This is a genomic window from Halobellus rufus (genome assembly GCF_000739575.1).
Taxonomy (GTDB): Archaea; Halobacteriota; Halobacteria; order Halobacteriales; family Haloferacaceae; genus Haloquadratum; species Haloquadratum rufum.
This window is the reverse complement of record NZ_BBJO01000032.1, coordinates 1-13,634: the sequence shown is the minus strand read 5'-3', so window position 1 is coordinate 13,634 and position 13,634 is coordinate 1. Positions and strand designations below refer to the sequence as shown.

Here is a 13,634-nt window from a genome sequence, read left to right as displayed (position 1 = left end):
GGTGGCGGTGGTGGCGGTGGGGCTCTGGCTACAGCGACGGCCTCGACTCGGTCGAGACGTTCGCCGACGGCGGCTCGACCGTCACGACGCGCGACGGCCAGATCACCGTCACCTACGAGCAGGCGCCTGACGACGCGCCGCAGAACGTCACCGCGACGCCGCTGGATGGCGACTCGGTCGAGGTGGATTTCGACCCCGTCGCCGGCGCGGATGGGTATCGGGCCTACCGCGACACGGAGCCGGGCGTCACGACTGGCGATACGCTCGTCGATGACGTTTCCGCGCCGCCGGTCACCGACACGGGGCTCCTCGACGGGACGGCGTACCACTACGTCGTCGTGGCCTACATCGACGCCGAGGGGCCGACGTCTACGGAGGTCTCCGCGCGGACCGATCTCCCCGCCCCTTACGGCCTCGACGTGACCGCCGAGCGCGCCACCGAGTTCGACTGCGTGTGGAACGCCGCTCACGATAACGGCACCACGCGCCTCGAGTGCAAGCCGACCGACGCCTCGGAGTGGGGCTCGGCGGCCCCGGGCGGCGCGGAGACGGTCGTCGACCACACAGTCGAAGAGGCGACGCTCACCGGCCTACGGACGGGCGAGGACTACGACATCAGGGTCGTCGCCGTCACCGAGGACGCCGAGACGCCGGACACCGATCCCGCGACAGCAGTCGTCGCCGGCACCTACGGCGGTGAGCGCTACGGTTCTCAGCAATTTGGAGGCCCAGAATAATGCCATACAGCACGAACGATCTCGAGGGGACACAGGCACTCGACCAGAACCAACTCGCGCGACGGTTGCAGTTCTCCGTCGCGGAGGGCTGTGCGGTCTCGCCCGGCACGAACGACCTCACCGTGGAGGTTGAGGCCGGCGAGGTGATCTTCGACGGTGCGAGCGTCTCGGTCTCAGCGCAGGACAACGTTGCGCTCGCGAGTCCGGACAGCGCCGACCCGCGGAAGGACGTCGTCTACGTCGACGGCAACGGCGACGCACAGATCGCGACGGGCACGCCCGAGCCGGCTCAGCCGGCGGGGCAGATCCGCCGGGATACCTATCGTCCTGCCCCGCCCGATCTCGCCGCGATGAACGCGGTCGTCCTCGCGGAAGTGTGGATCTCCGCACAGACGACGGACGTCGCCGCTGCCGACATCTTTGACCGGCGGCTGTTTGCGGATGCGGCGTTCCGAAACGTCGAGTCCGAATCGCTCAGTACAGACGAATCAGTCACCGTCACGACGGGAGAGGCAACCGACACGCTCCACTATGGTAGTGACCAAGATCGACCAAACGCAGGCAACAACTCCGTCGCCATCGGTATCGGTGCCCGTGCCAACGGTGACGACGGCTCGGGTGGGACGATTGGCAACCATACTGCTATTGGGTATCAGGCGGCACAGAACAACACGGGCAATAATGTCACGGCGACGGGGTATCAGGCGGCACGGAACAACACGGGCGCTAATGTCACGGCGACGGGGCATTGGGCGGCTCAAAACAACACGGGCAATCAAGTCACGGCCTCGGGGCATTGGGCGGCTCAAAACAACACGGGCGCTCAAGTCACGGCAAGTGGTCGTGCGGCGGCTCAGGACAACACGGGCCTCGGAGTCACGGCCTCGGGGTATCTGGCGGCTCAGAACAACACGGGCAATCAAGTCACGGCCTCGGGGTATCAGGCGGCGCGGGGGGATGGCTTGGCCGATCCCACAACGATGGGAGATGATAATATTGGCATCGGCGATAGCGCAATCCGCAACAACCAAGCGTCGGGGCTTATCGCTATCGGCCAAGATGCGGGCATTAATGCCCAAACCGATGATCAACTCATTATCACGCAACGCGATGGGACACGGCGGATGGTGATGGACCTCACAACTGGCGACCTGTCGATTACTGGCAGCCTGAACGAAAACGCAACACTCTAAGGAGACACAATAATGACACTCAGACTCAACACGACGGTTGATATCGAGACGGACAACGCAGCAAACACGGTTGCGGCTATCGAGGAGGCATTATCAGATACAAGTTATCGGCTTAACGTGACGCGGGATACGGTGCGGCTGTATGCGCGCCGAGAAGTGGATAACGGCTCCCTACCAGAAGCTACGGACGCGGTGGTGAAGGAGCTTAACGCTCTCGACGGTGTGGAGATCGAAGCGGGGGACATTGAGGTGAGTGGCCGTGGAGATTGACATATCAGAGCATCACGAGGGTATGCTTGAGTCACTCCGCGAGGAGCATAGCGAGGAGATTGATGAGTATATCCGCGAGCGCGTGGAGGCCGAGATTCACGAGTCATATCAACAAATGCGCGTTCAATCCTGAGGCAGGGTCTGCAGGCTGATTCTCAGTCCTCGGCGTGAAAGAAAGGGCGAAACACCCCTCGCTCAGCACGCAGCGATGCAATTATATGTAGTAAGGATAATACTTCCTGTTGGCTTTCACTGCCCTGAAAGCCAGGCGCCCGAGCCATGACCTCGGGCGCTACCCCGACTTCGAGAGCACCGGTTGCCGTACTGTGGCTCGAATTACAGTGCGGCAACCGCATTCATAACCTTCTGAGAGTCGATAATGCCAATTCAAGCCCAAACCACACTGCCAGACGCTGATGCACCGACGCTCGGCAACGGCGTCGAGGACGAGATCGCCGTCTCGAACCCCGATGTCATCAACTACGGGACCTATCGGATCCAGTGTCGAGAGACCGGCCAGTCCGCGTGGGACTCTTCGGCGACGGGCTTCGCCGAGCAGACGATCGACGCCGACGCCGACCTCGACGGCACCGAGGACGACATCATCACCGGCCGCGAGGACGGCGAGGAATACGAGGTCAGGGTCAGAACGGAGACCGAGCACGCCACGGGCGCGTGGACCGACCCCGTCGCGATCACCGCCAAATTCCCCGGGGCGATCAGCCTCGACGTAACCGTCGTCTCCCCGACCGAAGTCAGCTTGGAGTGGATCGATCAGGCCGACAACGAGACTGGCCAAGAGGTCGTCCGCGAGCAGCGCGTCGGCGGGGAGTGGTGGCCCGAAGAGATCGTCGACGACGCGGGTCCCAACACCGAGAGTTACACGGACGACTCCGTCCAACCGAACACCGAGTATCGCTATCGGGTGCGGCCGTACACCGAGCACACGAGCGCCGATAGCAACCTCGAAACAGTCACGACGGACGACATCGACGGCGTCCGCGACCGGCGTGTCCCGGCCTCGGGCTACTACGTCGAGGTCGAGCATCCCTCCGGCGAGACGCTCCGCCCCACGATCCTCGCCGACGACAACGTCTGGCAACCACAGCTGAACGGCCTCCCGCAGGTCCGCCTCCCCGTCCCGCGTTCGGACACGTGGGAGGACCACGATGTCGAAGGCGCGACGATCCGCGTGTGGAAGGATGGCTACCGGCTGCCGATCGAGACGCTGCGGGACGTCGAGCGTTCGGAGTCTCAGGACGTGCTCGTCGCCCGCGGCGGGGAGCAGCTGCTTAACGACGTCGCCGCGGAAGACGGCCAGGCGATCGAGTACGTCGAAGCGGATGCCCACGTCGCTGCCGAATCGATGATCGAGAACGATCTCGGGTGGCTCGCCGACGTCGACGACCCGGCGACAGATACCCGAGACGACGTCGAACTGTTCCGATATACGGGCAACGATGATTTTCAGAACTACATTCAGGACGCGCCGTTCGCCGAGACGGACCCGCGGACGATCGTCCTCAACGAGGTCTATGCCGAGCAAACGGCGTGGTTCATCGAGGGCGAGGACGCCGGCGGCGACGGCTCGATCTTTTTGGCCGACCAGGAGGGCAACGACGGCGCGTGGTCGGGCAATCGATGCCGACGCCTCTCGGCCGGCCAGACTGTCGAGATCGAGTTCCGGCCCGAATACGTCATCCCCGAGGGCGAGGCGGAGGTCGACCTCGTGTGGGCGCTCCCCACCGATCCGACGCCGGCGATGGACATCCGCATCGACGTCGGCGGTGGCGGTGGGACTTACACGCTTAATTCGTTCTCCGAGGGGACACTCATCGGCTCGACGGACGAGTTCGAGCTCCGGCGCTGGCCGGTTGACCTCAATCCGAGCGCGCCCGATGTTGGGGATCTCCCCGACAGCACGCACACGATCGAGGTCGAGATCGTCTCCGGCGGCGACGTCTATCTCGACTTTTGCCACATTCGCGACAACCGCTACGACTACGCCACCTCAGATATCACGCCCGTCGACGCAGTCGTCACCGGCTGGGAGGAGTTCCCCGAGATCGACCTCGTCTTCGAGCCCGTCGGCTCCGTCGAGCAGGTCGTCGCCGGCTCGGTTGAGGCGACGATGACGTCGCCGGAGGGGCCGGCAGCGCTCGGGCTGCGCAACGACACGGCCGATGCGTTCGACGAGGCGACTGGGACGACCACCCACAGCGCAGAGTTTGCCGACGGGACGCAACTCCTGCAGTCGCGTGTGACGCTCGGGCGATATGACACGGGCTCGGAATCGGTCGATATCGGCGCGGCGGGGCACGTCTTGGACGTCCTCGAGCTGCGGGCGGATCTCGTCAACGTGCCCGTGCTGTTGGACTTCGTCCACGCGGGGACCTACCTGGACGCGCTCAATCGGATGGCCGACGTCGGCGACTCGATCTGGGAGCTCCGCCGTGCGCCGGAGTCGGCGAGTGCGCCCTACGAAATCGTCTGGACCCAGTCCGGCCAGCGCGTCGGTCGCGAGCCCGCACTCGTCAGCTACGAGGGCCGCCGCACGATCGAGGGGAGTTTCGAGCGCGTGATCGTCGAGGGGAAGAGCACGCGCGTCGAGGGTGAGACGTTCTTCACAGCCGACGACTACGGCTTGTTTGTCGGCCTCCAGGAGAGCCCGATCGTTGAGGGCTCCGAGACGGTCTACGACGTCGGCGACCGCGACACGCAGTACGAGCGCGGGCTCGACTACTCGCTCGACCACTACCAGGGGACGCTGACGATCCTCGACGGCGGCGCGATGACTCCCGAGACCGAGTACGAAATCGATTATGAGTGGCGCTATCAGGGCCGGTTCACCGATCCGGCCGCAGGAGAGAATCCCCGAACAACGAGAGAGCACCTGCCCGAAGCGTCGTCGGACCGAGAGTGCGAGCAGCTCGCCTTGGCGATCGTCCGCCAAGTTGCGGCGCCCCTCGAGGAAGCGACGGTCACAATCAGTGATCCCGCGCCGGATCGATCGCTCGTCGCCGCGATCGATCCCACGGAGCTGCCCTTCGACGGTCCGCTGCGGGTGCGCTCTTCGGACTCACAGCCCCAGCAGGTCCAACTGACGGTCGGGAGTCGACGCAAGCCCGGTGAAATCGTCGACGACCTCCGCGATCGGCTGACTTCGCTGGCGCGGAACGTGTGAGCGCGATCGAGTCTTAACCTACAGCCGCGGGTGTCGGCGGTCACGTGTTGGTTAAGACCTGTTTTCTCAAACCGATGTCTAGTGGCATCACTCTCGAACTGCTCGGCGTCGTCGCCGCGATCGCGACGCTGGCAGTCCTGATTCTCAGAGGGACCAGTCTCCGATCCGAACGCTTCGAGCACGTCCTTAGGGCCGTGTGGCCCGACGTGTGGCGACTGCGGCGGCGCGTTGTGCCGCTGATCGAGCGGGCCTATCCGCCGCTCTTCGCCGTGGGCTGGGCGACGCGGGAGCAGCTCGTCGGCGTCGTCGACGCCTCGCCCGCGGCGGTGCGGCGGGAGCTGCGGGCCCAACCGGACGTCTATCCGGGGACGCTCGCGAGTCTGCAGTATCTCAGACACGACGGCAAGCGCGTCTTCGAGGTCGGCTCCTACGCGCGCCGGCCCGACGGGTTATTCGGCAAGTGGCAGACTCACGTCCGAGTATTCCCCGTGCCGGGGGAGCCTGGAAAGTCACGGATTGCTGCGCATCACGAGTACAATCCGTGGTACGCTCCTGTGCGCCACTATCGAGCTGTCGAGTTCGACGTCGAGCGTGGGGCGGCGGAGGCGCGAAGGATGTTGGATCGGTTCAAGTGGATCGCAGCGGCCAGTGTCCCATAGTTTGCACTGGATGGGTATGAATGTAGCAATCATATATAACGCGATATGATGACGGTAGAGACGTCATAACGCTTTCAGGCTGGCCTATAACTATATGAAACCACCAAGTCGATTTTATTAATGTATCGAAAAGTCACATAATTAAGGCGGCCGGGTCTCAAGCGTTAGTGAGATCCCTATGTCGACAGAAAAAGAAGACGAAGACTTGCTCAAGCAAGTCCATGACTCTGATGATGGGGAAGAAACGCCGGGTATGGAAGAATATATGGATCTGATGGAAAAATCGGAACGTATCTCAAAGCGCGTTGAAGAGTACACTGCGCGGGCCAATAAGTCCTCAACCAGCGCCAGTTTTAGTAGTCAGTCCAATTAAAGGACTGACATGCCACATTGGGGCGACGTACTCGAGGAGCTAAGAGATCGGCAGCGTCCAGTCGAAGACCACCCTCACGATAGCTTACGGAGAGAGTATCTTTCAGATCTTCACGACCACACGAACCGCGATGTAATCCTTTACTCAAGCGGTTGGACTCATCTAAATGACCCTTCCGCCCAACTTTCAATTAGCGACTCCGATCTTCACGGGTTAATGCAGGTCTTTTATGGCTTGGATGGGTCTGAGTTAGATCTGATTCTACACAGCCCCGGCGGTACACCTACAGCAGCGGAATCTCTCGTAGATTACTTGCGCTCAAAATTCGACCATATCAGAGTCTTTGTTCCCCACGCTGCGATGTCAGCGGCGACGATGATGTGCTGCGCAGCCGATGAACTCGTAATGGGGAGGCACTCATTTTTAGGCCCTATTGACCCACAGGTCACTCTTGACACCCCCACAGGGGTGCGATCTGTCCCCGCAAAAGCAATTTTGCAACAGTTCGAACAGGCGAAAGAAGAAATTGAGGATGACGAAGATAACCTAGCACAGTGGACACCAATTCTAAGACAATATGGTCCAGGACTATTGGTGGAATGCAAGCAGGCAATTAACCTCTCCCAAGAGCTGGCGAGAGACTGGGCTCAAAAATATATGTTCTCTGGAGATCCAGATGCGGCGGCCAAAGCAGACGAGATCTCGCAGACCCTCTCTGATTTTGATCTGTTCAAAAGTCACGGAAGGCATCTCAACCGTGAGAAAGCACGGAACTACGGGTTTGAGGTGACTGATTTAGAAGATGATCAAAAACTACAGGACCTCGTATTGTCTGTTTACCACTCAACGACCCTTGGCCACGTGCAAACGGGTGTAGCTAAGATAATTGAAAACCACAATGGGAATGCCTACATCCAAGGAACCGACCGCGGAGGCTCGCAAGGGGAGGGGAATAATAATTTATGGACACCGCGGCATCAACCAGTACCACCATCGGGACCTCCACAAGACGAACCACCTGAAGGCGAAGACCCGGCAAGCTAGCTAGCTAAAACCGTCGGTCCAACAGCCCGTAGTGATAAAATTATTTCACGCTCGCACCAAAGACCCAGATAGGACACGCCACCCCGTGTCCGACCCGGGCAATCGGTTACCGGTACCGCTCGGCCCTCGTCGTGGCCGCGATCCCCAGCAAGACGAGACCACCCTGGACTCCATAGGCAGCCAAGATGGTCCCGCAGATCGCGACCACGATCAATCTGACTTCAGATGCCACTCTTCGTTGTGCACCTCCTGGTCCTGAGACTTCGTGAGACGCCTCAGTGGCGTCGCCCCGATTGAGGCAATTCAAACAGACCCCGGGGAAGAGTTAAGGGTTCGGTATCCGGGAGATTTGAAATCAGAAATCAGGAGCAAAAATCGTTCTAAGGTACGGAAACAAGCGAATTAGAGGTCTTCCCAACTGCAAAGGAACGGTCAGCGCACTCAAACTAACCCGATCGGGGAAACAATCGGATTTGGAATCTTCAGACACTCTAGAACGGATTTAGGCCCAGTAGAGTGGCTCGGAGCTTGTGACGTTGTTGTCGCTCTCGTAGGGGAGCGTGTCGACACTGTCGAACTTATCGCCGCACCCTCCGATCGCTTTCGAGCGCCTCGTCGAGGGCGTCCCGCAGCGCCTCGGCACCCTCGCGATCGAGACAGACGTGTTGGTGGCACTGTCGCCCGGCATACTCGTAGGACGCGGCGATCTCGAAGCCGAACTGTCCGCCCGGGACGTTCTGTGCCGAAAAGCGGATGTCATCCTCCTCGTGTGGGTGCGGTCGCATCTCGATTTCGACGGGGTCGACCGAGAGGAAGAACCGATCGGGGACTGGGAGATCGGTGAACCGGCTGTCTGCGTCAGCCATCCTCGCCCTCCCGGCCGAGTAGTTCCTCCGCTCGCGTCAGTGCCTCGTCGAGTCGGTCGTTGTCGAGATCGTTGTACGCAGCCCGTGCCTCGGCGACCACCTCACGGAGTTCCTCGAGGTCGACGTCGCCGGCGTCCGGGGCAGCCTCGTCGTCGTCTCGGGGGTCGTCGACGAGCTCGTAGAGGCCACCACCGACATTCTCGACGTAGTCGGCTGCCTTGAGCATCTGTAATCTGTTCTGGACGTACTGACGAGAGTAATCCAACTCCCGGGCGAGGTTCTGCGGAAGGTTCCGGCCGCTCGCGAGGAGATCGAGAATTCGCTCGTCAGCGTCGTTGAGTTCGTGGGCCACTTTGAGGTCCATCTGTGCGCCTCTAACATTACTATGTTCATTGACGGTATAAATATTAGGATTGTATGAGACATAGATAGTTGACAAAGCAAAGATTAAAGAGGGAGTGGTGTGTACTGTAGGATGAGCACGGGAGCCCGGTCAGAAAGGCCGGCGCGTGTTAGAGCACGCCCGACCGTGCTGGGAAAACCAGCGATGTCAACTACGAACTCCACCGGACTTGAATCGTCCGGCACGACTGCAGGCCGCGACCGCGGCGGCATCGACACCGACCACCTCGAGCTCCCGATCGACGCCCAGCTGCTCGGCGTCGACGGCGCAGGCGAGACGCACCTCCACAGCCCGCGTGCGGATCGCGTCTACGTCATCGATGACTCCGAGACGCCAGCCGAGGTCACCCACGAGGCCGACATCGGCACGCGCTCGGTGTTCGATTGGGTCGAGCACGTCGAGAGCGAACGTGGCGAGTGGGAGGACCTACGCTACACCCGCGGCGGGTGGGCCGACGGCGTCGTCGCGACGGTCATCCGCTCCCAACAGGCCGAGGAGGCCGACCGATGAGCGCCGTTTCTCCGAGCCCCAACGCCCAGATGATCCAAGCCCTCGCGAAACTCGACGAGCGCGACGTCCGCGCACTCACCCGCCCGATGGACGTCTACGCCGACGACCCGGCCACGTGGGGCGACGACGAGGTCGCGGTCTACCACCGCGGGGTGCGGCACATAGTCAACATCGTCACGCACTCCTGCGACTGCGAGGACTACCACTACCGCGACGTCACGTGTCAGCATATTCGGCGGGCGCTGTACGCACTCGGCAAGCGGGAGATACCTGAGGGCATCAACGTCGACGCGCTGGACGATGGCCTCCGCCGGCGGCTCGAGGAGCGTGATGCGCTATGAGCTACGCCAACAAACTCAAATACGCCGCCGGGTCGAAGCCGTACCAACCCGAATACGAACGCGACGACATCACCCACGAGGAGTACGAACTCCTCACGCAAGACGAGGTCTATCGGAAGCTCGCCGAACTACGCTGGCTCGCCAGCGAGGCCGAGTCGGAGCTCCACACCGACGACCTCGTCGCGGAGTCGAACGCCGACGATGCGTTGTTCGCGGCGATCGCGACGACCGACGCCCCGCTGCAGCAGGCAGTCGACCGGTACGTCGACGCGTGGCTCGCCGACTTCCGCGACGAGTGGGACGAACCAGAAGGCCCGTCCGACGACGGGAGCGACGCCGCGAAGGAGACGAGGCGCGAGGAACCGACGCGCTCCGAGCCCGCGGACTTCGGTGGCGGCAACTCAACTGGGGTGCAGGACCTATGAACGGCGAGGAGATCCGCGTCGGCGACGTCGCCCTCGACGTCACGCAGGGGTCGCCCGTGCACGTCCTCGAAGACACCGGACAGACCGCGGCGGAGTGGTCCGACGCGAACGACTACGAGCTGTGTGAGAACTACGGTAACAGCCGGTGCGGTGCCGAGCCCGAGGACCGTGTCTACGACGTCGTCTACTGTTCGAGCGGGCGCTCAGAGCCCTCGAAGACGTACGCGATGCCGGAGTCGCGGCTCCTGCGGATCGAGACCGAGGCCGCGGACGACGGCCGGCCGGTCGCCGATCGCGTGGCGGTCGGCGTCCTCGAGCAGCTGTTCGACGCCGCCTACCGGAGCGGCTCCGATCGGACGCTCTCGATCCTCGAGGCGCTCGTCCAGGACGCAGTCGGCAAGGACCTCACGACCGAAGCGCGCGAACTCGCGGACGTCGGTCACACGATCGCCGCGGACGGGGAGGTCGACGATGCAAATTAACGAGTCCCGACGCGCCGCGAAGACTGTCGTCGAGGAGTTCGACCTCGCCGACGAGGACACCGACTACGATTACTACCACGCGCTGCTCGACGACGAGCGCTTCGCCGCGGCCGCATACCTCTACCAAGAGGCGGGCGTCTATGCCGCCAGCGACGACGCGACCGAGGCCGACCGGGAGGCACGGGACTGTCTCAAGCGCTCGCTGCGTGAGCACGCCCAACGTGTCCGCGGGGAGGTCCCCGCGGGCGAGGAGGATGACGATGAGTGAGGACTACCGCATCCTCCTCGAGTACAAGCCGGTCGGAGCGCCACGGCGGCGGCTCATCTTCGAGCGCGACCGCGGCAACCCGAACCTTGAGCACGACCACTGGCTCATCGAACAGGCCTACGACGTCGCCGACGGGTGCTGGCACGAGACCGGTCGCGAGCACGTCGATGAGCCCGAGCTCGTCATCGAACGCGAGGGCGTCATCGCCGCCCCCGAGACAACGGCGGACGCGGAGGGGTCCGCGGATGTTTGAACAGCGCCTCGAGCGCCTGCGTGGCCGGATCCGGCAGGGCGCACTCTCCGTCGGTGCCGGTGGCGTCGTGATCGGTGCGAGCCACGACCTCGCGATCGGCGGCGTGTTGCTGGCCGTCGCCTTCGGCGCGATCGCGCTCGACGAGCGACTGACGCGATCTGAGCGACTCCCGTGGGGTGGGCGCTGATGCGCTCATTCTCGGATCCGGACACTGAGTTCGAGATCGTCGTCGCCGAGACGTCCGAAGACTGGGACGGCGCTCGGCGCGGCGAGCCGGTCAAGATGCGGTGCCCAGACTGCGGGGCGACGCTGCCGATCACTCGCGAGCCCTCCGCCAGCATCGAGGAGCTTCCGCACGACCCCGACTGCCCCCAGCGCGGTGTGACGAGTCAGTGGTGGGAGCGGACGTTTGTCGACGACGTCTGAGCGACTGCTGACTATTCCAAGAGCTCCATATCGGCTGCAGCAATCGCGGGAACAGTATTCTGCGATCCTGCCCCCGTCACGTAGGTTTCTGGACCAAGGACTTGTCCCCAGAATTCGACCGAGTCGCCTTGGATAAATCGCTCACCCGTCCACGAAACATATGTCTGTTTTTCAAAATTGCCGTCGATGAGGATGAACAAGGCAAAGTACGAACCATCCTCAGCCGCGATCGCCTGCTGTACAGTCCCTTCATACGTGACTTCGCGCCCCCGAGTGGAATCGATATTCCTAAACAGATCTTCGTAGCTGGGCGATTCTGCGGCCTCTTTTATATCCTCAATCTCCGGTTCGGTGTAATCACGATATTGGACGTCTACATAGTTCGGGTCTTCGTCTGTGTACCCTTGGAACTCCGAGGTAGGCTCTGGGGTTGCTGTTGGGGTTGCAGTGGCTGTCGGTGTAGGAGTATCGGCATCCGTTGTTGGATCGCTGCCACCGCCTCCACCATCCCCGCCACCTGTAGAGATGCAGCCAGCCAGTGCCGCGAACGATGCAACGCCTGTAACCGATCGAAGATACGCCCGTCGATCCATAGGAGTGAGTCGTTAGTGTGGCACTATAATTGTATGGTAATTTGACATACCCGGAAGTCTCACCTGTCTTTTTATACCCGATACTCGTCAGTCGGATTGGATGATAACCGACCGGAGTGTCTTCCGTGACGATACGCCCCCGCGGGAGTTGATGCACCGCGAGAGCGAGGTCGAGTCGTTGCTCCGGGCGTGGGGACCCACGTTGCACGGCGAAGCCGGCGACGAGGTGATCCTCTCGGGGAGTTCCGGTGTCGGGAAGACGTCGCTCGCGAAACACACGATCGATCGCCTCGAGGCACGCGACACCGTCGATCACTGCTACATCGAATGTCTGGGCGTCTCGTCGGATGCACTCCTCCGAGACGTGATTCACGCGCACCCCGAGGCGTCAGTACCCGGTCGCGACGCCACACCCGCAGCGCTGACGGAGGCGCTTCGGGAGGCTGTGGAGCGCCCGATGATCGTCGTGCTCGACGAGATTGAGGGGCTGCCCGACTCCGATGCCCTCGATCGTCTCGCGGACGTCCCGCAGCTGTCGACAGTCGCGATCTGCCACGACGCAACCCGGTGGCGGACACGCCTCGGTCGCGAGGACGTCGACGCGCGCTACCAGGACGCCACGCATATCGCAGTCGATCGGTTTGGGGTGTCGCAACTGGCGGACATCCTCCGGGCCAGAGCGCGGGCGGGCCTCGCAGACGACGTCGTCACGCGCTCCCAACTCGAGGCGATCGGCGACGAGGTCGCTGGCGTGGCCCGCTTCGGGATCCAAGCGCTTCGCGCCGCCGCAGAACGGGCCGACGAGCGTGGAGTGTATCGGATTCACGACGCCGACGTCGACGCGTCCTTCGAGCGCGCTCGTCAGCGGATCCGCAAGATGAATCTCCGCTCGTTGACGTTGCACCATCACGTCCTGTACGCACTCGTCCACGCGGCGGGTGAGCTCTCGGGCGTGGAGCTCCACGAGCGCTACGACGCGATCGCCCCGCGGGCCTACGCCGAGTCGACGCTGACGCCGATCGTGAGGCGGACCAGGCGGAACCACCTCCGAAAGCTCGAAGCCTATGGGCTTATCACGCGAGAGGGGGAGGGATCGACGCAGTACGCAGTCGTGGACGCGAGCATTCAGTCACCGATTACAATAGGAAAGATTCATTCTTGATAGTTTCAATACCGAATTTTTGGACCTAGAGAAGTGATATAAACCAATATTACTGTCTGATTCTCAATTTCCTTACTGCTGTAGTGATGGAGTGATTAATTATATACAGTTCCGGACGTGATATCTCTGTGTGATGAGTTCAGAGACGACTATCGCCAACGCCAGCGAACTCGATACGGATCAAGCAGACAGCGACGACGAGATCACGCTCGACCCCCAGCGAGAACTCAATTTTGTGTTGCAAAAACGGAACGGAGAAGTGTAGGTTTTCTTAGATGACTCTGGGGATTGTTTTGACTTGTTCTGATGGGGTCGTGATTGGGAGTGATAAAAAGACGGTACGGGACAAAGGCGTTGATATCCAACGCCATACATCCAAAATTCACCAGTTTAAATTATCGTCTGGGAGCCCTCTTTACTGTTGCGCTCTTGTGAAGTACATTGT

The 13,634-nt window shown here is 61.9% G+C and carries 20 protein-coding genes; 17 read left to right on the top strand and 3 right to left on the bottom strand.

What is annotated here, in order from left to right:
* From ACP99_RS13630 to ACP99_RS19355, 7 genes are all read left to right on the top strand, one after another.
* Positions 1 to 737 (top strand): fibronectin type III domain-containing protein (locus tag ACP99_RS13630; RefSeq protein ID WP_197052463.1); only part of this gene is annotated, 737 nt, incomplete at its 5' end.
* The gene (locus ACP99_RS13625) at positions 737 to 1,930 is read left to right on the top strand and encodes a hypothetical protein (protein ID WP_049987130.1); all 1,194 of its coding nucleotides are present in this window, start codon (positions 737 to 739) and stop codon (positions 1,928 to 1,930) included. The genes ACP99_RS13630 and ACP99_RS13625, both read left to right, overlap by 1 nt.
* A gap of 12 nt (positions 1,931 to 1,942) precedes the next feature.
* Complete coding sequence (locus ACP99_RS13620) at positions 1,943 to 2,200, top strand: hypothetical protein (protein ID WP_049987129.1); 258 nt, start codon at positions 1,943 to 1,945, stop codon at positions 2,198 to 2,200.
* Positions 2,201 to 2,579: 379 nt separating this feature from the next.
* Entirely contained in the window at positions 2,580 to 5,384 is a 2,805-nt protein-coding gene (locus ACP99_RS13615) for a fibronectin type III domain-containing protein (protein ID WP_049987128.1), read from the top strand.
* 74 nt (positions 5,385 to 5,458) lie between these two features.
* Positions 5,459 to 6,043 carry a hypothetical protein gene (locus ACP99_RS20580; RefSeq protein WP_197052462.1) on the top strand — a complete coding sequence of 195 codons (585 nt, stop codon included), beginning with the start codon at positions 5,459 to 5,461 and terminating at the stop codon, positions 6,041 to 6,043.
* Between the two features lie 178 nt (positions 6,044 to 6,221).
* Positions 6,222 to 6,416: a hypothetical protein gene (locus ACP99_RS20065; RefSeq protein ID WP_156105726.1), complete on the top strand. Its 195-nt coding sequence runs from the start codon at positions 6,222 to 6,224 to the stop codon at positions 6,414 to 6,416.
* A gap of 216 nt (positions 6,417 to 6,632) precedes the next feature.
* Complete coding sequence (locus ACP99_RS19355; protein ID WP_197052461.1) at positions 6,633 to 7,460, top strand: SDH family Clp fold serine proteinase; 828 nt, start codon at positions 6,633 to 6,635, stop codon at positions 7,458 to 7,460.
* Positions 7,461 to 8,038: 578 nt separating this feature from the next.
* Here the strand turns inward: ACP99_RS19355 and ACP99_RS13605 are convergent.
* Together ACP99_RS13605 and ACP99_RS20575 are read right to left on the bottom strand one after the other, a co-directional pair.
* A complete protein-coding gene (locus ACP99_RS13605; RefSeq protein WP_049987126.1) occupies positions 8,039 to 8,326 on the bottom strand; it encodes a hypothetical protein in 288 nt (95 codons plus the stop codon).
* On the bottom strand, positions 8,319 to 8,690 hold the full coding sequence (locus ACP99_RS20575) for a hypothetical protein (protein WP_197052460.1): 372 nt from the start codon (positions 8,688 to 8,690) through the stop codon (positions 8,319 to 8,321). The genes ACP99_RS13605 and ACP99_RS20575 overlap by 8 nt, the downstream gene beginning before the upstream one ends.
* 183 nt (positions 8,691 to 8,873) lie before the next feature.
* Here ACP99_RS20575 and ACP99_RS13595 point away from each other — a divergent pair, with 183 nt between their 5' ends.
* From ACP99_RS13595 to ACP99_RS13560, 8 genes are read left to right on the top strand one after another with little or no spacing between them, the layout of a single operon-like run.
* On the top strand, positions 8,874 to 9,239 hold the full coding sequence (locus ACP99_RS13595; protein WP_049987125.1) for a hypothetical protein: 366 nt from the start codon (positions 8,874 to 8,876) through the stop codon (positions 9,237 to 9,239).
* Positions 9,236 to 9,580: an SWIM zinc finger family protein gene (locus tag ACP99_RS13590; protein ID WP_081927471.1), complete on the top strand. Its 345-nt coding sequence runs from the start codon at positions 9,236 to 9,238 to the stop codon at positions 9,578 to 9,580. Before ACP99_RS13595 ends, ACP99_RS13590 begins: the two co-directional genes overlap by 4 nt.
* Positions 9,577 to 10,005: a hypothetical protein gene (locus ACP99_RS13585; RefSeq protein ID WP_049987123.1), complete on the top strand. Its 429-nt coding sequence runs from the start codon at positions 9,577 to 9,579 to the stop codon at positions 10,003 to 10,005. Before ACP99_RS13590 ends, ACP99_RS13585 begins: the two co-directional genes overlap by 4 nt.
* The gene (locus ACP99_RS13580) at positions 10,002 to 10,487 is read left to right on the top strand and encodes a hypothetical protein (RefSeq protein WP_049987122.1); all 486 of its coding nucleotides are present in this window, start codon (positions 10,002 to 10,004) and stop codon (positions 10,485 to 10,487) included. Before ACP99_RS13585 ends, ACP99_RS13580 begins: the two co-directional genes overlap by 4 nt.
* The gene (locus ACP99_RS13575) at positions 10,477 to 10,755 is read left to right on the top strand and encodes a hypothetical protein (RefSeq protein ID WP_049987121.1); all 279 of its coding nucleotides are present in this window, start codon (positions 10,477 to 10,479) and stop codon (positions 10,753 to 10,755) included. The genes ACP99_RS13580 and ACP99_RS13575 overlap by 11 nt, the downstream gene beginning before the upstream one ends.
* Positions 10,748 to 11,008 (top strand): hypothetical protein, encoded by a 261-nt coding sequence (locus ACP99_RS13570; protein WP_156105725.1) that lies wholly within the window; start codon positions 10,748 to 10,750, stop codon positions 11,006 to 11,008. The genes ACP99_RS13575 and ACP99_RS13570 overlap by 8 nt, the downstream gene beginning before the upstream one ends.
* Complete coding sequence (locus ACP99_RS13565) at positions 11,001 to 11,195, top strand: hypothetical protein (RefSeq protein WP_049987119.1); 195 nt, start codon at positions 11,001 to 11,003, stop codon at positions 11,193 to 11,195. Before ACP99_RS13570 ends, ACP99_RS13565 begins: the two co-directional genes overlap by 8 nt.
* Positions 11,195 to 11,434 (top strand): hypothetical protein, encoded by a 240-nt coding sequence (locus ACP99_RS13560; protein ID WP_156105723.1) that lies wholly within the window; start codon positions 11,195 to 11,197, stop codon positions 11,432 to 11,434. The genes ACP99_RS13565 and ACP99_RS13560 overlap by 1 nt, the downstream gene beginning before the upstream one ends.
* A gap of 11 nt (positions 11,435 to 11,445) precedes the next feature.
* On the opposite strand, the gene ACP99_RS13555 is transcribed toward ACP99_RS13560, so the two are convergent.
* Complete coding sequence (locus tag ACP99_RS13555; RefSeq protein WP_049987118.1) at positions 11,446 to 12,027, bottom strand: hypothetical protein; 582 nt, start codon at positions 12,025 to 12,027, stop codon at positions 11,446 to 11,448.
* Positions 12,028 to 12,127: 100 nt separating this feature from the next.
* Between ACP99_RS13555 and ACP99_RS13550 the strand changes: the two genes are divergently transcribed.
* Positions 12,128 to 13,189, top strand: coding sequence for a Cdc6/Cdc18 family protein (locus ACP99_RS13550; RefSeq protein WP_081927470.1), 1,062 nt, complete (start codon positions 12,128 to 12,130; stop codon positions 13,187 to 13,189).
* Between the two features lie 133 nt (positions 13,190 to 13,322).
* Entirely contained in the window at positions 13,323 to 13,454 is a 132-nt protein-coding gene (locus tag ACP99_RS21250) for a hypothetical protein (RefSeq protein WP_269319670.1), read from the top strand.
* Positions 13,455 to 13,634 lie beyond the last annotated feature (180 nt).